At 70.3% G+C, this 25563-nt stretch carries 18 protein-coding genes and 1 pseudogene; 11 read left to right on the forward strand and 8 right to left on the reverse strand.

Going from position 1 to position 25563, the window contains the following annotated elements; genetic code table 11:
* Genes ABVB68_RS28190 through ABVB68_RS28200 form a run of 3 tightly spaced genes read left to right on the forward strand, consistent with a single transcriptional unit; the run spans position 1 to position 1565 of the window.
* The gene (locus ABVB68_RS28190; protein ID WP_353603970.1) at positions 1-387 is read left to right on the forward strand and encodes a DUF742 domain-containing protein; all 387 of its coding nucleotides are present in this window, start codon (positions 1-3) and stop codon (positions 385-387) included.
* Positions 365-988 carry a GTP-binding protein gene (locus ABVB68_RS28195; RefSeq protein WP_353603971.1) on the forward strand — a complete coding sequence of 208 codons (624 nt, stop codon included), beginning with the start codon at positions 365-367 and terminating at the stop codon, positions 986-988. The genes ABVB68_RS28190 and ABVB68_RS28195 overlap by 23 nt, the downstream gene beginning before the upstream one ends.
* Positions 951-1565 (forward strand): GAF domain-containing protein, encoded by a 615-nt coding sequence (locus tag ABVB68_RS28200; protein WP_353603972.1) that lies wholly within the window; start codon positions 951-953, stop codon positions 1563-1565. Before ABVB68_RS28195 ends, ABVB68_RS28200 begins: the two co-directional genes overlap by 38 nt.
* 298 nt (positions 1566-1863) lie before the next feature.
* Here ABVB68_RS28200 and ABVB68_RS28205 read toward each other — a convergent pair whose 3' ends face one another.
* A complete protein-coding gene (locus ABVB68_RS28205) occupies positions 1864-2769 on the reverse strand; it encodes a LysR family transcriptional regulator (RefSeq protein ID WP_353603973.1) in 906 nt (301 codons plus the stop codon).
* Between the two features lie 145 nt (positions 2770-2914).
* Between ABVB68_RS28205 and ABVB68_RS28210 the strand changes: the two genes are divergently transcribed.
* The 3 genes and pseudogenes from ABVB68_RS28210 to ABVB68_RS28220 form a co-directional block, all read left to right on the forward strand.
* Entirely contained in the window at positions 2915-4033 is a 1119-nt protein-coding gene (locus ABVB68_RS28210; RefSeq protein WP_353603974.1) for a PrpF domain-containing protein, read from the forward strand.
* Positions 4030-5445: a C4-dicarboxylate transporter DctA gene (gene dctA, locus ABVB68_RS28215; RefSeq protein WP_353603975.1), complete on the forward strand. Its 1416-nt coding sequence runs from the start codon at positions 4030-4032 to the stop codon at positions 5443-5445. Before ABVB68_RS28210 ends, dctA begins: the two co-directional genes overlap by 4 nt.
* 48 nt (positions 5446-5493) lie before the next feature.
* A pseudogene (locus ABVB68_RS28220) lies at positions 5494-5628 on the forward strand (IS5/IS1182 family transposase); the annotation flags it as partial.
* A gap of 414 nt (positions 5629-6042) precedes the next feature.
* Here ABVB68_RS28220 and ABVB68_RS28225 read toward each other — a convergent pair.
* From ABVB68_RS28225 to ABVB68_RS28250, 6 genes are all read right to left on the reverse strand, one after another.
* On the reverse strand, positions 6043-7062 hold the full coding sequence (locus ABVB68_RS28225) for a LacI family DNA-binding transcriptional regulator (RefSeq protein WP_353603976.1): 1020 nt from the start codon (positions 7060-7062) through the stop codon (positions 6043-6045).
* A 156-nt stretch (positions 7063-7218) separates the two neighbouring features.
* Positions 7219-9270: a glycoside hydrolase family 2 protein gene (locus tag ABVB68_RS28230; protein WP_353603977.1), complete on the reverse strand. Its 2052-nt coding sequence runs from the start codon at positions 9268-9270 to the stop codon at positions 7219-7221.
* 58 nt (positions 9271-9328) lie between these two features.
* Positions 9329-10258 carry a carbohydrate ABC transporter permease gene (locus tag ABVB68_RS28235; protein ID WP_353603978.1) on the reverse strand — a complete coding sequence of 310 codons (930 nt, stop codon included), beginning with the start codon at positions 10256-10258 and terminating at the stop codon, positions 9329-9331.
* On the reverse strand, positions 10255-11265 hold the full coding sequence (locus ABVB68_RS28240; protein ID WP_353603979.1) for a carbohydrate ABC transporter permease: 1011 nt from the start codon (positions 11263-11265) through the stop codon (positions 10255-10257). The genes ABVB68_RS28235 and ABVB68_RS28240 overlap by 4 nt, the downstream gene beginning before the upstream one ends.
* 28 nt (positions 11266-11293) lie before the next feature.
* Positions 11294-12691: an ABC transporter substrate-binding protein gene (locus tag ABVB68_RS28245; RefSeq protein WP_353603980.1), complete on the reverse strand. Its 1398-nt coding sequence runs from the start codon at positions 12689-12691 to the stop codon at positions 11294-11296.
* Positions 12692-12918: 227 nt separating this feature from the next.
* The gene (locus ABVB68_RS28250) at positions 12919-15015 is read right to left on the reverse strand and encodes a ricin-type beta-trefoil lectin domain protein (protein WP_353603981.1); all 2097 of its coding nucleotides are present in this window, start codon (positions 15013-15015) and stop codon (positions 12919-12921) included.
* Positions 15016-16597: 1582 nt separating this feature from the next.
* On the opposite strand from ABVB68_RS28250, the gene ABVB68_RS28255 reads away from it, so the two are divergent.
* The 5 genes from ABVB68_RS28255 to ABVB68_RS28275 are packed head-to-tail and all read left to right on the forward strand — an operon-like array spanning position 16598 to position 24948.
* Positions 16598-18895 carry a fibronectin type III domain-containing protein gene (locus ABVB68_RS28255; protein WP_353603982.1) on the forward strand — a complete coding sequence of 766 codons (2298 nt, stop codon included), beginning with the start codon at positions 16598-16600 and terminating at the stop codon, positions 18893-18895.
* A 32-nt stretch (positions 18896-18927) separates the two neighbouring features.
* Positions 18928-19917: an AAA family ATPase gene (locus ABVB68_RS28260; RefSeq protein ID WP_353603983.1), complete on the forward strand. Its 990-nt coding sequence runs from the start codon at positions 18928-18930 to the stop codon at positions 19915-19917.
* Positions 19917-21074, forward strand: coding sequence for a DUF58 domain-containing protein (locus tag ABVB68_RS28265; protein ID WP_353603984.1), 1158 nt, complete (start codon positions 19917-19919; stop codon positions 21072-21074). Before ABVB68_RS28260 ends, ABVB68_RS28265 begins: the two co-directional genes overlap by 1 nt.
* Complete coding sequence (locus ABVB68_RS28270; protein ID WP_353603985.1) at positions 21071-23410, forward strand: transglutaminase TgpA family protein; 2340 nt, start codon at positions 21071-21073, stop codon at positions 23408-23410. Before ABVB68_RS28265 ends, ABVB68_RS28270 begins: the two co-directional genes overlap by 4 nt.
* 59 nt (positions 23411-23469) lie before the next feature.
* Positions 23470-24948, forward strand: a complete 1479-nt coding sequence (locus ABVB68_RS28275) for a serine/threonine-protein kinase (protein WP_353603986.1) — start codon at positions 23470-23472, stop codon at positions 24946-24948.
* Between the two features lie 104 nt (positions 24949-25052).
* Here ABVB68_RS28275 and ABVB68_RS28280 read toward each other — a convergent pair whose 3' ends face one another.
* Positions 25053-25349 carry a WXG100 family type VII secretion target gene (locus ABVB68_RS28280; RefSeq protein ID WP_353603987.1) on the reverse strand — a complete coding sequence of 99 codons (297 nt, stop codon included), beginning with the start codon at positions 25347-25349 and terminating at the stop codon, positions 25053-25055.
* Between the last annotated feature and the right edge of the window lie 214 nt (positions 25350-25563).

Here is a 25563-nt window from a genome sequence, read left to right on the forward strand (position 1 = left end):
ATGCCGCCGGTCCTCCCGGACGGGCCGCTGGTCGACGAAGCGGCCGGGCGGCTGGTCCGTCCGTACACGGTGAGCGACGGCCGGACGACGGCCACGTCCCCCTTCACGCTGGTGACGATGGTGCGGGCCACCGGCGCCCAGACGCAGGGCACCTTCGGCCTGGACCATGCGCAGGTGCTGGCGCTGTGCGAACGGCCGGTGAGCGTCGCCGAGGTCGCGGCCCGGATGCAGGTGCCCGCCGCCGTGGTCAAGGTGTTGCTTTCCGATCTGACCGAGGGAGGCGCGGTGGTCGCAGGTGATACGCACCCGGCGCCCCCGGGCCACTACGCACGACCTGATCTGGAACTCCTGGAAGCGGTACGCGATGGCCTCCTCAAACGACTGTGACCCGCTGCCGGCCGAAGTCCTGCCGGTGGGCATCAAGGTGCTGATCGCCGGTGGGTTCGGCGTGGGAAAGACCACCTTCGTCAACTCGCTCAGCGAGATCGAGCCGCTGAGTACCGAGGAGGTGCTGACCACCGTCAGCGCGGCCACGGACCGGCTGGACGGAGTGGAGAACAAGGCCACCACCACGGTGGCCCTGGACTTCGGCCGGATCACGCTCAGTCCGTCCCATGTCCTGTACTTGTTCGGCACGCCCGGACAGGAGCGCTTCTGGTTCATGTGGGACGAACTCTCCGAGGGGGCGCTCGGGGCGGTCGTCCTCGCCGACACCCGCAGGCTGGAGCACTCCTTCGCGGCGGTGGACTTCTTCGAGCGGCGCGGCGTGCCCTTCGTCGTCGCCGTCAACGAGTTCGACGGGGCCCACCGCTACCGCGGGGATGAGGTGCGGACCGCACTCGACCTCGGTCAGGAGGTGCCGTTGGTGCTGTGCGACGCACGCGTCCAGAGCTCCGGCGTCCGCGTGCTGCTCGAACTGATTCAGCTTCTGCTCACGACAAGGAGTTCCCATGGCACCGACGCCGACCAACCCCTCCTCCGGGCGTGAGTCCGGAATCGCCCTGCGCCACCTGCTCCTCCCTCCGGAGGACCCGCAGATGCGTGCCCGAGCCGAGCGGCTGCGCGAGCTGGGCATCGACGCCCGTCCGGATGCGGAACTCGACGCCTTCGCCCGGGAACTGGCACACCGCACCGGCGGCTGCTACGCCGGGGTCAACTTCTTCCTCGACGCCGACCGCCAGTACTTCGCGGGCTTGTACAGCGCCGCGCAGGACACCACGGTCCACGCGGGACCGCCGTTGCTGGAGGAACCGGTGCCGGGTCGCATCATGCCCCGCGACATCGACATGGGAATCTGCCCGCACGTGGTCAAACGCCGCCGGGCGCTGGTGCTGGAGGACATCCGGGACTTCCCGCGGTTCGCCGGCAACCCGGTGGTCGACGCGATCGGCGTCCACTCGTACCTGGGCGCACCGCTCATAGACAGCACCGGCGTGGTGCTCGGCACGGTCTGCGTGGTCGACCAGGACCCACAGCCGTGGGGGCGCAAGGGGCTGGAAACCATCAAGGCCATGGCGGCCGAGCTCGTCGAGCGACTGGAGGAGTCGGCGCGCCGGCGCGGCTGACCGGCCGGTACGGGTGACCCGCCGGTACGGGTGACCGGAGCCAAGGACGTGCGCCCGGTACGTCGTCACGTCCGTGAGCCGGACGCCGGTCCGCACGGCGGCGGGCGGCTCGTGCCGGTACCCGAGCCGGTGGCCGATGCGCCGGCGTCGTGGGGGTGGCGCCCGACGCATCGGCACGACCCGACCCGGCTCGGCCCGGCTCACCGTCATGGGTGTCCGGCCTCGGCCACGACTGGCCTCGGTCGCGTTCCGCAGCGGTGAGCGCGACGGCGCCCTGTCCAGTGGGCCGGTGTCGGTGTCAGGCGGTTCGCGCCGCGGCGGCGTCGCGGAGGAGTCCGGCGAAGGTCAGGGCGGCGGGGGTGAGCGAGTGGTCGGCCATGCGAACCAGGAGGATGCGGCGGACGGGGGCCGGCGTCTGGAGGGTCAGGACCTTGACGCCGGGCCGGATGCCCTCCAGGGCCAGGGTGGGGGCGAGGGCCACGCCGATGCCGGCGGCGACCATGGCCTGGGCTTCCTGGTAGTCGTGGGCCTCGTAGGCGATGTGGGGCTCGAAGCCGACGGCGCGGCAGCCGCGGACGAGGGCCTCGGCCACCGGGTGATGGTCGGCGCGGGTGATCCAGGGGTCCTCCGCGAAGTCGGCGAGCGAGGCGGCGTCGCGTCCGGCGAGTGGGTGGTGGTCGCTGACCAGAAGGGCCGGCGGGTCATCGAGGAGCGGGGTGACGACGATGTCGTCCCGGTCGATTCGGCTCCAGTCGTAGTCCCACATCAGCGACATTTCGATCTCCCGGTTCTCCAGCATCGTCCACAGCCCGGCGATGCGGGCGCTGCGGACGGTCAGCCGTACGTCGGGGTGGGCGTCCCGGAAGGCGATCACGGCCTGCGGGAGGAGCGAGGCGCCGACGGTGGGGAAGGTGCCGATGCGCAGTGTGCCCGCGCGCAGGCCGGCGAAGTCGGCGAGTTCGTTTTCCGCGGCCTGCAGTTCGCGTTCGATCCGGTGCCCTCGTTCGGCCAGCACCCGTCCGGCGTCGGTGAGGCTGACGCCCCGGGCGTGGCGTTCCAGCAGGGGCTGGCCTGCCTCCGTTTCCAGGCGGCTGATCTGCTGCGATACCGCTGACGGGGTGTAGTTGAGGGCGCGGGCTGTCGCGGTCACCGAGCCGCGCCGGGCGACCTCCGTGAACAGCAGGACGCGCCGGACGTCGAGCATGCCATCACCTCCAGCGTTCACTTCACCTTAATAGCCATGCAGATTTCCGAGATTGTACTTCACGCTGCCGTAACCCACCGTGGAGGACACCACGCACGGCGAGACCGCCGGTGGACTTCCCCTTCATGGCTGTGAGGAGTCAGTTGTGCTGCGTCTTCAGGGCGAGATGATCCGCGGAGGAACCAGCAAGTGCTGGATCTTCGACCAGCGAGACGTGGACGCCACGGGCGTGGACGTCGACGCCCTCCTGCTCGCCGCCTTCAACGCGGCCGACCCCCGCCAGATCGACGGCGTGGGCGGCGCCTCCTCCACCACCTCCAAGGCCGCCGTCGTACAGGCGTCGACCCGACCCGGCGTGGATGTCGAGTACGCCTTCGCGCAGGTCGGCATCGGCGACGAGCGCGTGGAGTGGGCCAGCAACTGCGGCAACTGCGCCACCGCCGTGGCCCTGTACGCCGTCCACCACGATCTCGTGCCGATCGCGTCGGACACCACCACCGTCCGCATGCTCAACGTCAACACCGGGGCCCGCCTCACCGGCACGATCCCCACCCCCGCGGGCGCGGCCCCGGAGCAGGGCACGGCCGTGGTGCCGGGTACCTCGGCGCCGGGCGTGCCGGTCCTGCTCGGGTTTCAGGACCCGGCGGGATCGACGACCGGCCGCGCTCTGCCGACCGGCCGGGCACTGGACGAGCTGACCGGCCCGGACGGTCCCGTCGAGGCATCCCTGGTGGACGCCGGCGCGCCGGCCGCGCTGTTCGAGGCCAAGGCGTTCGGCCTCGACGGCACGGAATCCCTCACCGCGTTCGCCACGGCGGTGCCCGCGCTGACACTGCTGCGCCGCCAGGCGGCGCTGGCCATGGGCCTGGCCCGCGAGGGCGATCCGGTCAGCCACGCGGTGCCGAAAGCGGGCATCGTCGCCCGCCCCGCCCCCTATCGCACCACACAGGGCGTACGCGTCGACCACGACGAGTACGACCTGGCCGTGCGCATGGTCTCCATGCACGCCCCGCACCCGGCGATCGGCCTGACCTCCGCCGTGGCCCTGGCCACGGCCGCCGCCACCCCTGGCACCCTCGCCCACCGCGTCGCCCGGCAGACCGCCGACGGCACGCTGCGCCTGGGCACCCCCGCCGGCGTGGTCACCACCCAAGCCGTCCCCGCACCGGACGGCGCGTCCCCCACGGTGCTGCTGCACCGCGCCGCCCGGCGTATCGCCCGAGCCGAACTCCTCGTTCCCGTCCTGGAAGGACGCCCCGCATGAGCCGCAACGACGCCGCCCCGGGTACCGTCACCGCACCACCGGGCCGCATCCGGCGGATGCTGTCCCACCTCTACATCCAGTGCCTGATCGGCGTCCTGCTGGGTGCCGCCGTGGGCGGGCTGTGGCCGTCCGTCGGCGCCGACCTCAAGCCGCTCGGCGACGGCTTCATCGCGCTGGTGAAGATGTTCATCGCGCCGATCATCTTCTGCACGGTCGTCCACGGCATCGCCTCCATGGGCAACGCCCGCGCGGTCGGCCGCGTGAGCCTGAAGGCCCTGGTCTACTTCGAGGTGCTGACCAGCGTGGCCATGGTGATCGGCCTGGTCGTCGTCAACGTGGTCAAGCCGGGCAGCGGTCTGCACATCGACCTCTCGACCCTGTCCGCCAAGGGCCTGCCGCCGGACGCCACCACGGCCCACGAGGGTTTCGCCGCCTTCCTCCTCGCCACCATCCCGGCCACCCTGGTCAGCGCCCTGACCGGCAACGAGATCCTGCCCGTGCTGCTGGTGTCGGTGCTGTTCGGCTTCGGCCTGCACGCCAGTGGAGAGGCCGGCCTGAGCATCGCCCGGGGCGTCGAGAAGTTCTCCACCGTCCTGTTCACGCTCATCCGCTGGATCATGCGCCTCGCCCCCATCGGCGCGTTCGGCTCGATGGCCTTCACCATCGGCAACTACGGCCTGGGCACCCTGCACCACCTGGCCCTGCTGGTCGGCTCTTTCTGGCTGACCGCCCTCTTCTTCGTCCTCGTCGTCCTCGGCACCGTGATGCGCCTGAACGGGCTGCGGCTGCTGCCCTTCCTGCGCTACATCAAGGAGGAACTGCTGATCGTCCTGGGCACCTCCTCCACCGAGCCCGTCCTGCCGCGCATGATGGCCAAGCTCCAGCACGCGGGCGCCTCGAAACCGGTCGTCGGCATCACGCTGCCCGCCGGGTACTCCTTCAACCTCGACGGCACCGCCATCTACCTGACCATGGGCTCGGTCTTCCTCGCCCAGGCCCTCGGCATCGACCTCACCCTCACCCAGCAACTGGCCATGCTCGCCGTCATGCTGCTCACCTCCAAGGGCGCCGCAGGTGTCACCGGCTCCGGCTTCATCGCCCTGGCCGCCACCCTCAGCGCCGTCCCCCACGTCCCGCCCGCCGCCCTCGCGCTGATCTTCGGCGTCGACCGGTTCATGTCCGAAGCCCGCGCCCTGACCAGCCTGGTCGGCAACGGCGTCGCCACCCTGGCCGTCGCCCGCTGGGAGGGCGAGCTCGACGAGGACCGCGCCAAGGCCGTCCTGCGCGGCGAGATCCCCTACGCCCCTGTCCCCGCTCCCTCCGCGGTGCCGGCCGAGCCCGATCCGAAGCAGACGCCCGCACCCGAGGCGATGCCCCAACCAACCCGCGACCCGATCCCCGCCGCAAGCTGACAACGCGTGGGCGGGCCGGCCCGGAGCAGATGCTCCGGGCCGGCCCGCGCCGTCGCTGGCGATGAGGCCTACTCCTCCCGCGCCAACCGAGCTCACCTGCGCAATCGCCGCATCAAGGCCGTCATCCCGGAGAAGAAGGACCAGGCTGCCAACCGCAAGGAGAAGGGCAGTCGCGGCGGCCGATCCTCGGCTGAGCTTGACCGGAAACCGATTCCGCGCACGGTGAGGCCAGAAAGCCGGACCGGGCGAGGAGAGGGATCACGTGGTTCCGTACTGCCGGAGCGACCACGGGTGCGTGCTCGTCGCAGCCGTTGGTCCATCGCAGGTCAGCCACTTCGGCGGCCGGCCGAGGTACCCGGTCGATCTCAGTCCTGAAAACCGTCATGTGCGACGGCAAGCCTTCGATCGCGGCGACATCCTCAACCTCGCCCGACAAGTTGAGACTCCTTCGCCGCCTCACTGCGGAGCAGTACCGACGGTACGCACAGCAACTTCCGGGCCACCTTGTACAGCAAGGACACGATCACGCGGACATGGTCCCATGTGGACCCACCGCACCCCGCTCACCTGCGGCGACGACTTCTGGAGCGGCAAAGGTCAGCGACCCACCGTGCTCTCGCGCACCTCCAGGTGGTGCGGCGCCCACAGCGCGGCCGGCGGATCCGTCGGCCCGTCGCCGAGCCGTGCGGTGATGCGCTGCACCGCGAGCCGGGCGATGGTCGCCTTGTCCGGCGAGATGGTGGTGAGGGTGGGGGTGTTGTAGCGGCCCGCCTCGATGTCGTCGAAGCCGACGACGGCCACGTCCTCGGGCACGCGCAGGCCGCGGGTGAGCAGCGTGCGGATGGCGCCGAGGGCGAGCAGGTCGTTGTAGCAGAACAGTGCGTCCGGTGGCCCGTCCGGGTGGTCGAGCAGGGCGGCCATGGCGGCGGCGCCGTCGGAGCGGTGGAAGCGGGGGGTGGTCACCACGAGCGAGTCGTCGACGGGCACGCCGCGGGCGGCGTGCGCGTCGCGGAAGCCGCGGGTGCGCAACTGGGCGGTCTCCCCGGTGTCGTAGGGCTGGTCGCCGATCGCCGCGATCCTGGTCCTGCCGAGGTCGAGCAGGTGCTCGGTGGCGGCGTAGGCGGCGGCCACGTTGTCGATGGCCACGTGGTCGTATGGGCTCTCGGCGATCCGCTCGCCGAGCAGCACCAGCGGGTCGGAGGCGTCGCGCCGGGCGAGGTCGGACTGGGACAGCGAGAGCGGGCTAAGTATCACGCCGTCGAAGAGGGCGGCGCTCGCGCCGCGCATGATCAGTTCCCGCTCCCGGTCCGGCTCGCCGTCGGTCTGGTCGATGACGACGGTGTAGCCGCGGGTGCGGGCCTCAGCGATGACGGCCCTGGCCAGCTCGGAGAAGTACGGCACGTCCAGCTCCGGTACGACCAGGGCGAGCAGCCCGGTCCGGCCGCGCTTGAGGTTGCGGGCGAGCAGGTTGGGGCGGTAGCCGAGTTCCGCGACCGCCTTCTCCACCCGCCGCCGGGTCTCGTCGGAGACCTGCGCGTAGCCGTTGACGACGTTGGACACCGTGCGGATCGAGACACCGGCGCGTTCGGCGACATCACGCAGTCGGGTGGTGGCCATCGAGGTCCCTTCGGGCGGGGCTCCGCCCAGCGGCGGAGCGGTTCGGATCGAGCTTATTGTGACGATGCAGCTTCGATGCAGCGCGGAGTCGGTGACCGGTCCGTGCCGGGTGCGGCGGCGCCGCGGTCCTCTCCCCGGTCCGCGGCGCCGCCCTTCTCACCGGACGGCCACGTCCACGCACGTGCCGCCGATCACCTGGCCGTCGCAGGCACGCACGGCCAGGAGGTGCAGGCGCGCCGCGGGGGCGCCGTCCGGGAGGCCTTCGCAGATGTGCACCGGCTCGCTCAGCCGGTACGGCTCGACGGTGACGGCCGCCGGGCCGGCGGCCGGGGCCAGGCCCTCGGCGGAACCCAAGACCGGGCCCCACACGGCGGCGACCGCGATGCGCTCCGGGGCCGGGCCGTGGTGGGAGATGCGGACGTCGAAGGCGGCCTTGCGGTCGGGGCCGGTCACCAGGTCGCGGCCCGGGGCGAACGGCTGCGCGTCGACCACCAGCACGGTGTCGGCGTGGGCGGCCGAGGCGGGGCTGACCCCGCTGTCCTTGAGCGTGCGGTCGAAGGCATAGACGCCGGCGAACTCGTGCTCGATGTCGTACAGCTCGGTCCACACATAGCCGGACAGCACGTCGTGCCGGCGCAGCTCCTGGGTCTGCCAGCGCTGGTTCCAGCCGCGCTCGACGCTCGTCTTCCCGCCCCCGTACTCGCTGTTGAGGTTGGGGACGGCGGGGGTGGGCCCGCCGTCGGCCATGAGGAGCTTGTGCACGATGTTCCCGCCGCCGAGGCCGACCGGGAAGCTGGTGGCCCGTTCGGCGAGCAGGGAGCGGACCTTGGCGGCCCACCCGGCCGGGGTCTCGTCGTAGATGTGCCAGTCCACCAGGTCGGTGGCGACGTGGGTCCAGCCGGAGTTGTCCACCACGGGCCGGGTCGCGTCCAGGCTCTTGAGCAGGTCATACGCGCGACGGACCGCGTCCTGCTTGGCAGGGTCGCCGGGCACGTCCCAGTCCAGGCCCCACTCCTCGTTGTACAGGCCCCAAATAACCACACTGGGGTGGTTGCCGTCGCGCGCGACCATGGGTGCGATCTGCGCCTCGAACCGGGCCGCCGCCTCGGGGGTGAAGGTGCCCGTGGAGGCCGGCTCGGCCCACACCAGCATGCCCGTCCGGTCGGCGTGGTGCAGGAATCTGGGGTCCTCCAGCTTGAGGTGCTTGCGGACCAGGTTGAATCCGGACTCCCTGGCCAGTTCCAGGTCGGTGACGAACGCCCGGTCGTCGGGCGCGGTCATCCCGCTGTGCGGCCAGTAGCCCTGGTCGAGGACCCCGCGGACGTACAGCCGCTCGCCGTTGAGCAGCAGGTGGTCGCCGCGGGTCTCGATCCGCCGCAGGCCGGTGGCCGAACGGACCTGGTCGGTGCCGTCCCCCGAGTCCAGGGTCACGGTGACGTCGTACAGGTACGGGTCGGTGGGCGACCACAGGCGCGGCTCGGTGACGGGCAGGGTGACACGTCCCCGCCCGTCGGCGCCCGCCACCGTGGTGACGGGGTCGCCGCCCGTCGCCTGGACGGTCAGCCGCGCCCTTGCGGCGTCCGGCCCGGCGACGCTTATGTCTGCGACAATGGCGTCGAGGTTCTCGCCGGGGGTCAGAGCCAGGCCCGACACATGGGTTGCGGGTCGCGCCTCCAGCCACACCGGCTGCCAGATGCCGCTGGTCGGGGTGAACGCGCAGTCGTCGTAGTCGTCGCGGGGAATGCTGCGCTGCTTGCCGTGCACGATCTCGCGCTTGTCGACGGGCGCCCACACCCGTACCAGGACGGTGGCCTCGGTGCGGCCGGCGAGGGCGTCGGTGATGTCGAACTCGAAAGGCGTGTAGCCGCCTTCGTGTCCGCCGACCTCCACGTCCCCGACCCAGACCCGGGCCTGGTGGTGAACGGCGCCGAAGTGCAGCACCACGCGCAGGCCGTGCCATTCGGCGGGGACGGTCAGGGTGCGCCGGTACCAGCCGTACTCCAGCCAGTTTGCGGCCACCCCGGACGCCTCGGTCTCCCAGGCGAAGGGCACGGTGATGGTCTGCGGCCACTGCGCCCGCGCGGCCAGGTCGCGCGGGTTGGCGGTGCCGGACGGGTCGACGGTGAACTCCCAGTCGCCGTTGAGGGTCAGCCAGGCGTGCGATCGGTCGAAGTGCGGGCGGGGGTATTCGGGACGGACCGAGGCCACTCTTGGTCTCCAAAAGGGTGTGGTGCTCTTAGAAGCGCCGTGGGTATGGGCAGGCGGTTCAGCCGGTGGTGCTGCCCTGGAGCGCGCCGCCGCGGAAGTACTTCTCCAGGAACAGGAACAGCAGGATCAGCGGCAGTACGGTGACCAGGCCGCCAGCGATAAGGACGGGGACCAGTTCGGCCTTGGAGCCGGTCTCGGCCGCGTGCGACAGGGAGGACAGGCCGACGGTGAGCGGGTAGAGGCTGTTGCGGCTGAAGAGGATCAGCGGCAGGAAGTAGTTGTTCCAGACCGCGACGACGGTCAGCAGCAGCACCGTGACCAGGCCGGGCACCGTCAGCGGCAGCACGATCCGGACGAAGATCCGCAGCTCGCCCGCGCCGTCCATGCGCGCCGCGTCGATCAGGTCCCGCGGTACCGAGGCGTCGATGTAGGTGCGCATCAGGTAGATGCCTACCGGGGAGACCGTGCTCGGCAGGATCATCCCCCACACCGAGTTGACCAGCCCCACCTTGGCGTACACCAGGAACAGCGGCAGCGCGACCGAGGTGATGGGCACCAGCAGGGTGGACATCACCAGGTAGAACAGCGCGTTGGAGCCGCGGAAGCGGAAGCGGGCGAAGCCGTAGCCGGCCAGCGCGGACAGCAGGGTCGCGCCGACCGCGGCGCTCACCGCGTACAGCATGGTGTTGCCGAGCCACTGCAGGTAGACGCCGGCGCCGCTGATGTTCTTGCCCAGAGCCGAGAGGTTCTGCAAGAGGTGGAAGGGACGGGCGAACCAGAAGCCGGGCGTGCCGTAGACGTTGGCCTGCGTCTTGGTCGCGTTGATCGCCAGCCAGGCGATGGGGGCCAGGACGAAGAGCGCGAACGCGGCGCAGACGGCGGTCAGGATGGTGACGGTGCCGCGGCGCAGCCCGTACAGGTGGATCGGGACGGTGTCGGAGTTGTCCTTCCGGCCGCGGCGAAGGCGCCTTGTGGATTCGGTGCTCATCGGAACTCCCCGGACCTCTTGCGGACCACGAACGCGCCCAGCGAGAGCGCGCCGATGATCAGGGCCAGGATGACCGCCGCGGCGGCGCCGAGGTTGTAGTCACCGCTGCCGACGGCGGTGTTGTAGACGTACAGGCTGGGTGTGAAGCCGTAGCTGACCGCCTGCGGCTGGAAGGCCGCGAGGATAGACGGCTCGGTGAACAGCTGCAGCGCGCCGACCGTGTTGAGGAAGAACAGCATGACGATGGTCGGGCGGACCATGGGCAGCTTCAGCTTCAGGATGATGGTGGACAGCTTGGCGCCATCCATGACGGCGGCCTCAGTGACGTGCCGCGGTATGGACTTCAGCGAGGTGTAGAGGATAGTGACGTTGTAGCCGGTCCACTCCCAGATCACGATGATCACGATCGTCGGCAGGATCAGCCGGGAGGAGAAGAAGTCCACGTGCCCGAAACCGAGGCTGTGCATCAGCTTCGCGTACGGACCGAAGTCCGGCAGCAGCAGGAACGACCACATCACCGCCGCCACCACGCCCGGCACCGCGAACGGCATGAAGAACACCGTGCGGAAGAAACGGCCGTACTTCACCGCCCCGGCGTCGAACATCGCGGCGAAGAAGAACGCCAGGGCGATGGTCACCGGTACCTGGATCGCGGTGAACACCAGGACGCGGCGCACCCCGTCCCAGAACTCCGGGGAGTGCAGCACCGTGCGGTAGTTGGCAAGTCCGGAGTAGTGACTGCCGCCGATGAGGCGGGTGGTGCGCATGCTGTCGTAGATCGCATAGACCGTCGGGACCAGCATGAACAGGGCCAGGGCCAGCATGTGTGGGCTGATGAAGACCGCGCCGGGCCACTCGCGGCGGTTTGCGCGGCGCCGGCCGCGCCGCGGCGGACCGCCCGCGGGAGGGGTACGGGGGCGGGTGCCGGGGCGGGCACCTGTGTCGGCGGCGGGGACGGTGCCCGGCGGGCCGGGCGGTGAGCCGTGGTGGGCCGTGGTGTGGTTCACGTGGATCTACCTCTCGTGCCTCGCGCGCTCAGCCCTCGGTGACCTTGAAGCCCTGGGCCTTGGCGTACGAGACCATCTGCTTCTGGAAGGTCTTGAACGCCTCCGGCAGGGTCTCGGTGCCCTTGGTGACCCCGGCGAAGGTGGAGGTCCACTGGGTGAGCGCCGCGGTCATGATCGGCGGCCACTGGATGGGGCGGAGGTCCTGGGCGGCCTTGGCGAACACCTTGTTCGGCCGGCTGGTGCCGGAGATCGGCAGCGTCCTGCTCTGGAAGGCGGGCGAGTTCAGCAGCGGCTGGTAGCCGGGGAACGCGCCGGCGACGTCGTCGCTGAGGATCTGCCAGGCGTCGGCCGAACCGCCGAACCACTTCGCGAACTCTGCCGCCTCCTTGGCGTGCGGGGTGCCCTTGACCACGGCGAGCGTGGAACCGCCCCAGTTGCCGCCGGCGCTCTGGCCCGCCTGCTGCTGCGGTAGGGGGGCCGCCCGCCAGGAGCCGATGGTCTTCTTGATACTGCCCTGCATGCCGACCGGTCCCCACGCGGGGCTGATCCGGGCCGCGTTGGCGCCGCTGTCGAGGTGGGACCACTGGGCAGGCGAGAAGTCGGCCGCGGTGGTGACCTCCTTCTTGTCGATCAAGCCCTGCCAGAAGTTCGCGAAGGCGGTCTGCGCGGCGCCGGTGAAGTTGATGCCGAGCGTGTCCCCGCCGGTGTACGTGAAGGGGAATGCGCCGTACTGCTGCATCATCGCGAGCACCGGCTGGGCGTCGACCGGGTCGAAGTTGGTCATGGCGGCCTTGGGGTCGGCGGAGTGCAGTTTGTCGGCCGCGGCCGCGAACTGGCTCCACGTGGCCGGGACCGCGATCTTGTGCTGCGTGAACGCGGCCGAGTTGTAGTACAGCGCGAGCGGGCCGAGGTCGACGGGCATCGCGTAGTGCGCCGAGCCCCGGGTGACCGCGGACCAGGCGGCGGGGGCCTCGTTCTGCTGCGCGTCGCCGATGCCGTACGGGGACAGGTCCACCAGGCTCTTGGTGATCTCGAACGACGGCAGTTCGAAGTACTCGATCTGCGCGACGTCGGGGGTGCCACTGTGCGCCTTGAGGGCGTCGCTGAGTTTGACGTACTCGTCGTTGGCGGCGCCGGCGTTCTCCAGCTCGACGCAGATGTCCGGGTGGGTCTGGTTGAACTTCTTGACCACCAGGTCGTAGCCGGCCGACCAGCCCCAGAAGGTGAGGGAGGTCGCGCCCGACCGGCAGCCGGCGCCGCCGGAACCGCCGCCTGGCGTGCCGCCGGTCGCGCCCTGCATCGCGGAGTCGCCGCTGCTGCCGCACGCGGTGAGGAGGGCGGTCGCCAGGACGGCCGCGCCGGTCGCCACCGCCCACCGGCGGGGCCTGCCGTTGCGGCGGCTTCTGCCTGTGCAGTTCTCGGACATCGTTCGTGTCACCTGAGCCCTTCATCGCGCTTGTTGCAACGTTGCAAGACGGTAACCAGCCAATTGCAACGTTGCAATAGATTCGTGCATCACGGTTGGGTCGCGGCCTGGGGCGCCCAGGCAGGCCGGACGGGCCCGGGCGACCGCAGCTTGTGCGTACGGGATGCGGGGACGCGGCTATGAGGTCACCGCCGCGGCAGCCGCAAGCGCCGCGTCGGTCACGGGAGTTACGGCAGGTGCCAGTCCTGCGTGGACAGCCCGTTGCAGTCGTAGATCTGAAGCTGGGTGCCGTTGGCGGTGTCGGCCTGCGGATCGTCGAGGCAGCGCCCGGACTGCGGATTGAACAGCGAGCCGTCGGGCTGCGGGAACCACTGCTGACCGCCCGCGTTGTCGCAGTCCCACAGCTCGACCTTGGAGTAGTTCGCGGTCCCGTTGGCCACGATGTCCAGGCACTTGCCGAAGGCGCGGAGCGTGCCGTCGCTCATGCGCGCCCACTGCTGACCTGGCACCCCGTTGCAGTCCCACAGCTGCACCTTGTTGCCGTTGGTGGAGGTGTTGGTGTCCACGTCCAGGCACTTGTTCGTCGTGCCCGGCCCGGTGATGGCACCGGTCGGCCCCTGGTTGGAGTCGGCCAGGTGCCACACCTGCGTGGACAGCCCGTTGCAGTCGTAGATCTGAAGCTGGGTGCCGTTGGCGGTGTCGGCCTGCGGATCGTCGAGGCAGCGCCCGGACTGCGGATTGAACAGCGAGCCGTCGGGCTGCGGGAACCACTGCTGACCGCCCGCGTTGTCGCAGTCCCACAGCTCGACCTTGGAGTAGTTCGCGGTCCCGTTGGCCACGATGTCCAGGCACTTGCCGAAGGCGCGGAGCGTGCCGTCGCTCATGCGCGCCCACTGCTGACCTGGCACCCCGTTGCAGTCCCACAGCTGCACCTTGTTGCCGTTGGTGGAGGTGTTGGTGTCCACGTCCAGGCACTTGTTCGTCGTGCCCGGCCCGGTGATGGCACCGGTCGGCCCGGGGGTCACCTCGGTGCCGAAGCTGACCTGGCACTTGCCGTTGCTCAGGTGTGTGCCGGCCAGATAGAGCATCGTGGAGCCGTCGGCGGAGGGCAGGATCGGCGAGCTGTAGCCGGGGCAGGATGTCTCGCCCGCGTCGTAGCCGCCGGTCGGGTCGACCGCCGCGGGAGCGGTCGTCTCGGTCCAGCTGCCGTTGCCCAGGTGGGTGTTGGCCAGCAGCACCGAGCCGGACTCCTTCTCCACCGTGAGCGCACTGCCGTCCGTACCGTAGACCACGCGCTGGCCGGACAGCAGCAGGGTGCCGTTGGCGCCGCCGGACGGGCTCCAGGCCAGTTGCGGGGTGTGCAGGAAGTGCCGCCCGTCCATGGTCTGGGCGATGTTGCCGAGGTTGCCGGGGTTCCAACTCAGCCCGTCCGGCGAGGCCTTGACGTAGACGGAGCAGGCCGAGTCCGGGTCGTAGCCGGCCTTGCAGTCCTCGTAGGCCATCGCGTACGAGCCGTTGGGTAGCTTGACCACGCTGGCCATGCCCGGGCGCTGAACGTTGTCCTGCACGGCCACGTCGTAGACCTCGCCGCCCCAGGTGGCGCCGCCGTCGGTGCTGGTCACGTGGGCCAGGACCTGTGGGTAGCCGTTCGTCGACGGCCGCTCGTCGGAGAAGTAGCAGACCAGGCTCCCGTTGGACGCCACGGTGAACTCCGGCTCCCAGATGCCGTGGCCCTGGCGGTTCGCCATCCCCGACTCCGAGGTGCATGCGCTGCGGTACGACCAGGTGGCGCCCTGATCGGTGCTGGTGAACACCTCGACGGCCTGCTGCGTGTAGTCGTTGCGGTTCCAGGCGGTGCCCGCGGCGAGCAGGGTGCCGGCCGGCAGCGGGCCCTCGGCCTGCGGCAGTTCGTAGAGCGTGGGGCCGTCCAGGTCCCAGCCGTGCACGGTGTCGGTGACGGTGCCGATCGGCGAGGCGGACCAGTGCTGACCGCCGTCGGTCGATCGGTAGATGGGGAAGCTCGCCTTCTGGGTGCCCACTCCGGAGTGCGAGAAGGTCGCCAGCAGCGTGCCGTTGGCGCCACCACTGTGCTCCAGCCGGATCACCCGGGGGTAGCTGGCGTCCTCGTTCGGGTTCGCAGAGATATCGGGCGAGTACAGCACGCCGGTGGTCGGCGCCGCCGAGGCGGTGCCGACGGCCAGTGCCATTCCGGAAACGGCCAGGGCGAACGCGGCGAGAACGGCACCGGCCCGGGACAGCCACCAGGGCGTCCGGCTGCGTCGGTCTCTCGGAAGCGTCCGGTCCGGCCTCTTTCTCCTGTGCATCGAGCGCTCCTTCGCGGTGGGGAGGTGATGGGGAGAGGACGTGAGGAACCGGCCTGCAACGTTGCAAAAGTTGAATGCGATCTACCTTTTGCAACGTTGCAGGAATGTCGCGGAGGTTACCCCCGCATGTCGTCCGTCCACAATAGGAGTGCGTGAATCGGGCGGACGAGCAGACCACGCGGCAGCTGACTCTGATCACCCTGCGACACCAACTGCTCGAACCGCAACGCCAGGTCAGCAAGCCCACGTTCACAGACACCGACCGCGCTGTCCTCGCCGGCCTGCTCCACCATCTGCCGAGGCACTGCGTCAGCTCCTGCTGCTGGTGCACCCGGACACAATCATGCGGGTGCGGACAGCGGCCATGATTGAGCCTCACTTCCGGTCCACGGACCCCGGTCGGCTGCCGGAGCTGCGGCCCTCGGATCCGAGGTCGGCGCACCGGCCAATCATCCGTGCACCATCAACCTGCGCGAAGACAACATCTGCCGGGCACTGGACGCGTGGATCGCCCGCGCCTTCGCCCCGCAGCGGCTCAACGCCACCATCACCGCACTCAGCCAGGCTGGCATCGCGGCAAGCGCCGCACAGGCCCCAACACCCGAGCAGGCTCAAGCCCGCCAGGCGATCAAGGAGTGCGAGCGGCAGCGCAACAGAAGCTGGACGCGCTTCCGACCCTCCCCCGAAGGAAGGAACCCCCGCTCAACGCGCCACAGATCCGCCAGATCACTCAGAGACTTGGAGACATTACACAGCGCATCCAAGCGATCGGCGCCGACAAGAAGGGCTCACGCTACGGAGCCCTAGGCATCAGAATCAGCTACGAACACGCAACGAGGACCACGACCGTCAGGTCGAGGCCCTCATCACCGTGCCGTCAATCGTTGTGTCCGAGGGGGGAGTTGACGGCTGACGATACGGTCTTGGTGGCACAAGGGAGAATCGCTCCCTGAGACTTCCGTCAGGGCGCGCCTCAGAAGCCGGTCTGGCCGGGGGCGGGTGTCGGTGTCCCTCGCCCAGAGTCGCCGCCTCAGGCAGCAAGTGGCATTGGAGTGCCCCGACGATGACGAACGCGAGGATAAACTCCAGGGCGCCGGAGAACACGAATTCTGCCAGCCGATCCGGCAGGCCGTTTTCTGGACGATGGATAGCACCCCCCCGGGGGCATCGAAGAAGGCTGCGGCGCGTCCTGGCCACGGGCGGGGCCGGGAGCACGGGCGCCGCCGGCGCATGCCTGGCCAAGCGCAGGGAATTCGGACAGGGTGGGCCTGGGGCACGTCGACGCCAGGCTGCGCCAGGTTTTTGGGGATGCGTACGGTGTGATGTGTGTCACGTTCGAAGTCGCCGACTCCGGTATGCGTCGCCGCTCACCGGGTTGCCCAGGCGCTTCGGAGTCGGGACGGCACACAACTCGTTCGGCCAGGCGAAGTGCGGCGCCTGCGTGCTCCGTTCCACCGCCATCCGAGATCAGAGGCAAGTGTTTCACCCTTGTCACGGTTGACGACGGACACCTGACAGAGCATCCGGCAGACGGATAGCCTGACGTTGCAGGGGACATCCTTCTTCGGGGGAAGGGGTGGACATGCCAGGGACTGGCGTCGGAGGCGGAGGGTTACCGCCAGGGCTGCGTCCGCGCAGCCTCAAGGACCCCGCGGCAACCACACCCGCGGTACGACCAAGCCTGACGGCAAGGCTCAAGCAGGGTGCTGTATCTGCGGCCACGGTGGTCTGGGCGACTGTCCGCCCCACTCGCAATCGAACCACCGGGTATGTTGCGGTCGCCGCGGTGTGCGCTCTGATCGGCACATCGGTAGCGGTAGGCGTCGGCGTGTCAGGCTCACTGCCGCACCTCGCCGACATCGGTGCGTGGCTCTCCAGCAGCGGCAAGGGAGAGGCCGCTCACGCGAACGGGCTCACCGGGCAGGTCGACGGCAAGGCGGAGCTGCCCGGAATGGCGGGGCATCCGGTGTCCGTATCGCAGGACGGCAAGACCGTCCTGGTGCTGGACGAGAAGACCGGGAAGATCATCCGTGTCGATCCCTCACAGCTCACCGCCGAGCAGTCCTCCGACTATGGGGTCACCGGGCTGCAACTGGTCGCCGGTGGCTCATACGCCTACGTGGTGAACCCGGCCAAGGGCACCGTGCAGCGGATCGATCCGGCGATGACGACACCGGTCGGCGCGCCGGTGAAACTGGGCACCCGGCTCGGCGCGGCGACGGTGGACCCCAAGGGCACCTTGTGGGTGCCCGTTCCGGGCAACGGCACCGTCGTGCCGTTCGTCAACGGTGCGCGCAGCGCGGCGGTGAAGGTCGCGGCCGCCCGGCACGATCTCGTACTGACACTGGCAGACGGCACTCCGGTGGTGACCGACCGCACTGCGGCCGTCACCAAGGTGCTCTCGGTGGCCGGCACCCAGCAGTCCTTCAACCTTCAGGGAGGCATCGCCGACTCCGGTCCGGCCGACATCCTGGTGCCGGCGAACACCGATGGCTCAACCGTGCCGGTTCTGGCCAGGGACTCCGGAGCACTCGCGCTGATCGACCTCCGTACCGGTCAGGCCGTCAACGCCAAGGTGCCGACGACGGGACACCGCCTTGGTGCACCGCAGGTTCTGGGCAAGCGGGTCTACATCCCCGACGAGAGCACCGGCGCCCTGTTGGTGTACGACACCGCGGCATCGGCCTTCGACGACTCGGTACCGGTCACGGGCCATCCCGGCGGCCTCGAACTCTTCAGCCGCAACGGGCTGTTGTGGGTCAACGACCAGGAGAGCGCCTCTGCCGCCGTCATCAGCCCCGGTGGGCAGGTCAAGCACATCGGCAAGTACAAGACGCAGGTTCCGACGGCGCGTAAGAAGAACGACAAGCCCGTCGTGGACAATCTGCCGTCGGTCCCGCCCGCGACCCAGGCGTCGCCGCCCGGGCCGACCACCCCACACCGTCGGCCCGGCCCCGCCCAGGGCGGCAGGCCCACCGCACCCAGCGCGCCGCAACCGTCGAAGACCACTCACGCACCGACGCGGAACTGTGCGATCAGGTGGGAGGCCGACTGCCCGGAACCGAAGGCCCCCGGCACCCCGCAGGCCCAGTCGGGCTCGGGATCCATCACCGTCACGTTCGCGGCGGCGTCCGGAGTGACTCCCAAGCAGTACGTTCTCAAGGGCGCCCCGGCGGGCGCGACGGTCACCCCGAACGCGGTCGGGCCCGACGGCCCTTTCACTTTCGAAGTCAGGGGCGGATCCTGCACCCAGCAGTACAGCTTCACGGTCGTCGCCCAGTATGCGGGCGGGAGCAACAGGGAGTCGGCTCTCTCTGCGCCCGTCCGGCCCTGCGTCTCCCCAGGTGCGCCGCAGAACCTGAAGGTGACAACAGCGTCGGGCGGCCACGGGGGGACGCTGACCTGGCAGGCACCGGCCGGTTCGGACGCCTCTGTGACATACACCGTGAGCGGACCCTCCGGGACGATCACGACACCGAAGACTTCCCACACCTATGCCGGACTCGCCAACAGCAAGACGTACGCGGTGTCCGTCACCGCCACCAACGCGGCCGGCTCGGGTACCACGGTCGGAGGCAGCCTCGACCTGACGCCACCGGACCAGCCGATGAAGATCGTGCACAACGACAACGACACCACTGACCTCGGCATCCGATCCGTCCCCAGCACGTCCTCCGGCCACCGGAACGGCGCGATCCCGGGCAAGAGCAGCCCGACGGTGACCGTCCAGTGCAAGACGAAGGGCTCGATGGAGCGACAGCCGTACAACGGTTCGAAGAGTGACGTCTGGGCCAAGATCACCTCGAGCTACGGCAGCGGTTACGTCGCCGACATCTATGTCGACTCGCGCTTCAACCCAGCTGTCTGGGACTGCACATGACCTGTCGACCCGCGATCAAGTGAGCGTGTGCCGTGAGCGTTTCTCAGCCGTTCCAGCGCGATGACGCCGTCGCGCTCTTCGCCCAGTGCTTCCACGCTCTGGGTGACAACATCGAGCGTGTGGTCAAGGGCAAGCGCGACACCGTCGAACTCGCGCTCGTCTGCCTGTTCGCCGAGGGCCACCTTCTCATCGAGGACGTCCCCGGCACCGGCAAGACGACGCTGGCCCGCTGCCTGGCCTCCTGTCTGGAAGCCAACTTCGCGCGGGTGCAGTTCACACCCGACCTGCTGCCCTCCGACATCACCGGCGTCACCATCTACCGGCAGAACACCGGAAGTTTCGAATTCCTCCCCGGACCGGTCTTCGCGAACATCGTGCTCGGCGACGAGATCAACCGCGCCTCGCCCAAGACCCAGTCGGCGATGCTGGAGGTCATGGAGGAGCGCCGGGTCACGGCCGACGGCAAGACGCACCCCGTCCCGCGCCCCTTCATGGTCCTGGCCACCCAGAACTCCGTCGACATGGGGGGCACGTACCCGCTCCCGGAAGCGCAGCTCGACCGCTTCCTGATGCGCGTCACCATCGGCTATCCGGACCACGCCTCCGAGGTCGCCGTCCTCACCGGCTCGGCGTCAAGCGTCGCACCGGAGTCGCTGCCCACCATCGCGACCGCCCAGCAGATCTCCCAGTTCATCCAGGCCGCCACGCGGGTCCGGGTCGCCGAACCGCTGTACGACTACCTGGTCCGGGTCGTCGCCGCGACGCGGTCACTCCCCGACGTCCGGCTCGGTGCCTCCCCCCGGGGCTCCGTCGCGCTCCTGCGTGCCGTGCGGGTGCGGGCCGCTTCACAGGGACGTGCCTACGCCCTGCCGGAGGATGTCAAGGCCCTGGCCGGGCATGTCCTCGCGCACCGACTGATCCTGACGCCGGAAGCCGAGCTCAGCGGTCGTACGGGCGCCGACGTCATCGCCGAGGTCCTCGCCACCGTGCCGGTGCCGCAGGCCGGCGGGGCGAGGGTGTGATGCTGTCCCCTACCGGCTGGGGGACCGCCGTCGGCGGGGTGGCACTGACCGCCGCCGGATACGCGCTCGGTTACCAGGAAGCAGCCGCTCTGGGTGTCGCCTGCCTGCTCGCGGTCGCGACGGCCGTGGTCTGGACACTGCCCAGACCGGAACTCACCGCAGAGCGCCGCATCGCGCCCCGCAAGATCGCCCGCGGCGAGCCGGCCGACGGCATCGTGACCCTGACCAACACCGGAAGCCGCACCAGGCGCGGTCTGCGCGCCACGGACGTGTGCGGCGACCGCCCGCTCAGCATCGACGTCCCCGTCCTGCACGCGGGCCAGGCCCACGAGGTGCGGTACGCGCTGCCGACCGCCCGGCGCGGACTCATCCCGGTCGGCCCGCTCCGGCTGCTGCGCACCGACCCGCTCGGACTCGCACGCCGTGTGCGCGACTACGGCTCCGCCGACACCCTGGTCGTCCGCCCGCGGGTCTGTCCGCTGCCCGTCCTGCCCTCCGGCAAGGCCCACCACATCGAGGGCCCCACCTCCGACACCGCGGACGACGGCTCGCTGACCTTCCACGCGCTGCGCGAGTACGTCCTCGGTGACGACCTGCGTCGTGTGCACTGGCGGTCCACCGCCCGTACCGGCACGCTGATGGTCCGTCAGATGGTGGACGTGTCCCTGCCCCACACCACCGTCGTCCTCGACAGCCGCGCCAACGCCTATGCGGGCGAGGACGATTTCGAGCTCGCCGTCGACTCCACGGCCAGCATCGCCCACGCCGCCGCCCGCTCGCACTTCCCGGTGAGCCTGCTCAGCGAAACCGGTCCGATCCTCCTCACCGACGGCTCCGGCAACGACGCGGAATCCCTGCTCGACCGGCTGGCCCTGATCGGTCGGTCCGATCGCGCCTCCGTGGCAGCGGCCTTCGACGATCTCGATCATCACCGCGGCGGCGGGTCCCTGGTCGTCGTCACCGGCACCGGTGACACCGACGGCCTGGCGGCGCTCGGCCGCGTGCGACGCCGATTCGACCGGGTGACGGTCCTGCGCGCCGGCGCTGACTCGCCCACCGCACCGTCCCTCGCAGGCTCGGGCCTGGACGTTCCGCAGCTGCACATCGTCTCCCTGGACGCCCTGCCGGCCGTCTGGCGCGGGGAGGCCGTCCGATGACGACGCCGACGCGTGCGGCCCGTACCGCGCCGCAGCCGCCCCAGGGCGGCGGTCCGACCTGGGACTGGGCCGCCCCGCCGCCGTCGTCGCACACGGCGCGCGCTGCCGAGCGTCCGCAGGAACCGGCACCCTCTCCCGCCGGGGGGCTGAGCCGCGGCCGCCGGCTGTGGTCACTGCTGCCGGTGACCGGGATGACCGCCGCCTCCGGATACGGTTTCCACCGGATCTTCGAGCTTCACGACCTGCTCCCGGTCTTCCTCGTCGCGGTGCTCGCGCCCGTCGCCCTGTCGACGGTGCTGTCCGGACTGCTCTTCGCCAGAAAGGCCCGGCCGAACCGGCCCACCGCTCTGTGGCCATCGGTCCTGCTGACCGGTGTCGGGTGGCTGGTGACGGCGGCCGCGACGCTGTTCCACCAGACGGGCGGGGGCCTGCCGACACCGCACGCCCTGCACGCGGTGTGGGCCGCGCTCCTCGACTCGCCTCATGCCGTCCTCTCCACCATCCTGCCCGCCCCCGGCGACCCGGAACTGCTGGTCCTGCCGCACGCCGTGCTCTGGCTGGCCGCCTTCGCCTCCACCGAACTGGCCCTGCGTACCCGCAATTCGCTCCTGCCCGCCGTCCCGCCCGTACTCGCCTTCGGAGCCCCGCTCGTCCTCGGCGTGGACGGCACCGGTTCCGACACCCCGGTACCGGCGGCGCTGGCGGCCCTGGCCGCGGTGCTCCTTCTCATCCGCAGCGGCGCCCGTTTCTCGATACGTGGCCTGGCGTTCGGGCTGCCCACAACGGCCGTCCTCGCCCTCGTGGCCGGCCTGCTCGGCCCTCACCTGCCCGGACTGGGCGCCCCCTACGACCCCCGCGCAGCGGTCACCCCGCACATCGTGCACCCGGAGTCGACCAGCCCACTCGACCAGGTGGCCGCCTGGATGCACAACGGTGACGAGAAGGTGTTCACCGTCAAGGCCACGAGCGCGCAGAACTACCGCCTGGCCGTGCTCGACGCCTACGACGGCACGACCTGGTCCAGCACCGCCGAACTGACCCGCACCGGCGGCCGCGTACCCGCCGAGAAGGGCACCGATCCCGGCCGGACCAAGCGGCTCACCCAGCGTTTCAGCGTCCAGCGCCTGCCCGGCATCTGGTTGCCCGCCGCCGACCGGCCGTCCTTCGTGACGGCACCGGCCCACACCGACATGGCCGTGGACCCGGACAGCGCCGTGCTGTCCACCGGCCGGGACATCCCCTCCGCCTTCAGCTACACCGTCACGTCCGAGCTGCCCGTCTACGACGCCGACCACCTGCAGTACGCCGCCGCGGCCGACGACCCCAAGCTCGTCTCGCTCCCCCGCACCGATGTCGCCGGGCAGCGGATCCCGTCGGTGGACTCCTTCGCCAAGGTCGCCGCAAAAGCCACCGCGGGCAGCACCTACCCGTACCAGCAGGCCGTCCGGCTGGCCGACTGGCTGCGCCGGGGATACGCCTTCGACCCCACCGCCATCCCCGGTCACACCTACCGGGGCCTGGAGTTCTTCCTCACAGACAGCCGTCGCGGCACCTCCGAGCAGTTCGCCGCCGCGTTCGCCGTCATGGCCCGCACCCTCGGCCTGCCCACCAGGGTCGTCGTCGGCTTCCGCCCCGGTACGCGTACCTCGGCGGACACCTGGCAGATCACCGGCAAGGACGTCCTCGCCTGGCCGGAGGTGGAATTCAGGGGTATCGGCTGGGTCCCCTTCTACCCGACGCCCGGCGAGGCGTCGAAGAACCGCGCGTCCGTGGCACCGGCGGGTGAGCCGAAGGACCGCAAGGCGGTCGACAAGAAGATCACCGAGGAGCCCCGCCCGGACACCGCGCCGAAGAACAACGGCCGCGGCGGCACCGCCGTCAGGGCCACCGGCACCGGGGGCCTCCCGCTGTGGTTCTACGTTCTCGTCGTGGGCCTCGCGCTGGTGACCGCCTACCTGTCGTACGCGGCCTGGGCCCCCTATCGGCGCCGCGCCAGGCGCCGCAAACACCCGGACCCGGCCCGCCGGGTGCTCGGAGCATGGCAGCAGATCGTCGACCGGCTGACCGAGCTCGGCCTCCCGGCCACCGGAGCGCACACGGCGGAAGAGGTCGCGGCGTTCGGCGCGGACCGTCTCGGCGACGGGGTGGGATCCCACCTGCCCACGCTCGCCATGCTGGTCAACGAGGTCGGTTACGGTGGCCGCACTCCTGACGCCGCCTCCGCCGACGCGGCCTGGGCCCACTGTGACAGTGTCGAGAAGATCGTCCTGCGCTCCGTCCCGAGACGGGAACGACTGCGCCGGACGCTGCATCCCGGCGCGCTGCTGCGGAGGTGACCGCGCAGCGGGAGAGGGGAATCGGAAACTGAGGAAAAGGGCTTGGGAAGGTGAACCGAATGCCGGAGTGGACCGGCCCGAGCGGCACGCCGGGCAGCGCCGCCACCACGGGCGGGGCCGCTCCGGCGCCCTCTTTGCCCCCGGGTTTCGTCGCGCTCCGCCGGATCGGCCGCCCCGGACGCCACGCCACCGTCCTGCTGTGCCGGGAGGAGGCGACCGGCGCGGAGGTCGCCGTCAAGGTCCTCGACATCACCGTCGACGACGAGCGGCGGCGCCTGGCCGCACACTCCGAACTCCTCTCCGCGGGCGCCGCAGCACAGTACCCCTGCGCCGTCTCCGTCGAGGACGCCGGCTTCACACCCGACCACCACCCCTATGTCGTCGAGCAGTTCTGCCCCGGCGGCGACGCCCAGGCCAGGCTGACCGCCTCGGGCCCGTTCCCGATCGACGACGTGGTCATCATCGGCACCCGCCTGGCCCTCGCCCTGCACTCGGGGCACCGCCGGGGGGTACTGCACCTCGGCGTGCGCCCCTCCAACGTACTGTTCGACGCCGGCGGCGACGCCCTGCTCGCCGACCACGGCATCGCCCGCGTACTGCAACGCTCGGCACCGCGACTCGGCGCCATCTTCGACCCGATGTACGCATCCCGCGAACTCTTCGGCTGGGAGAACCCGGGCCCTGCAGCCGACGTCTACAGCCTTGGCGCGACGCTGTACGCCCTGCTGAACGGCGAGCCCGCCCACCTCGAGGCGGGCCGCGCCGGCTCGTCCGCGCTCTACGAGGCGGTCTTCCACGGCGAGTTGCCGCCACCGGCCCAGCTCACCGGCGTACCCGGCCCGCTGCTCACCCTGATCCACCGGATGATGTCGCCGAACCCCGAGGGCCGCCCACCGCTGACCGAGGTGCACCGAGTGCTGCGGACCGTGCTGCCCCTCGCCCAGGCAGCGCGCGTACCCGCGCTGGAACCCGAACCCGCGCCCGTGGCGCCGCTGCCCGGATGGGACCCGGCCGACGATGTGACAGCGGAGGAGGCCGAGGCGGCGGAACAAGCGGGATCGGCAGCCAGGGACGAGGCGCGGCGGCAGTCGCGCAGGCGACTGATCGCGGTGTGCACGGCGGTAACGGTCTTCGCCGCTTCAGCGACAGCGATAACCCTGCTGCTGAACGGCACGGACAAGGGCGCGGCCCACACCGGCGCATCACCCTCCCCCACCGCCCCCCAGCAGGTCCCGCAGAACCTGCTCGCGGGCCTGATGCCGCGCAAGGTGACGGTGACGAAAGCCGAGGGCAACGTCGAGGTCACCTGGCAGGTACCGCAGCAGGCCGGCCAGGTCACGGGTTACGTCGTCAGGGCGAAGGTCCCCGGTGTCAAGGACCCGGTCCTGAAAACCGCGGACGGCACCGAGCCGGCGGTGGTCTTCCCGGCCGGTTCGGTGCCCTCCGGCACCTGCTACACCGTCACGTCGCTGATCATCGTGAGCGGCAGGACGGAGTTCGCGTCTGCTCCGGCCGTCTGCCGGGTGGGCGCCTCGTAGTCCGTGGCGGTGCAGCCGTACAGAAACCCATACAGGTACAGGTCAACGGGCCACAGCGGCACATGATCCCGCAGTGGCCTGTTGACCCTGTCAGGCAGCTCGTGTCAGCCTCGAGCGCCCCTGGCCAGGTCATCGTCGGCCTGCTGGAACGTATGCGCGGCGGACTCCAGGAACTTCGCGATTCCTTCCAGGCCCTCGACGGTCTGGGTCACGCCGCTGTTGAACTCCGTGTACGACTGCTCGAACTGCTTCGAGGAACGGTCGGTCACATACCCGCTGTTGACCAGGTGCTGGATAAACTTGTGCATCTCATGCAGGTTGTGGGTGATGTCGGATTGGCCTTTGCGCAGCTTCTTGGCCGCGTCATGCATCTCCTGATAGGTAATGTTCACGTTCGCCATGGAGCGTCCGCCTCTCATGTGACGCGCCTCAGGGCCAACCCCCGTGGCAGCCGCAGGTGTTGCCTTGGTGTGCTGGTGTGTCAGCTTACGGATGAGGACGAGACTGCGTCATCCCCTGGTTCCCGAACCGTTCCGGACCACGTGGCGCCTCTTGCGAAAATCCCGTGCACACCAGGGAACCGATTGAAGCGCACACGGCATCATGTATGTCGAT

The sequence above is a fragment of the Streptomyces sp. NPDC096012 genome, from assembly GCF_040426375.1.
Classification (GTDB): Bacteria; Actinomycetota; Actinomycetes; order Streptomycetales; family Streptomycetaceae; genus Streptomyces.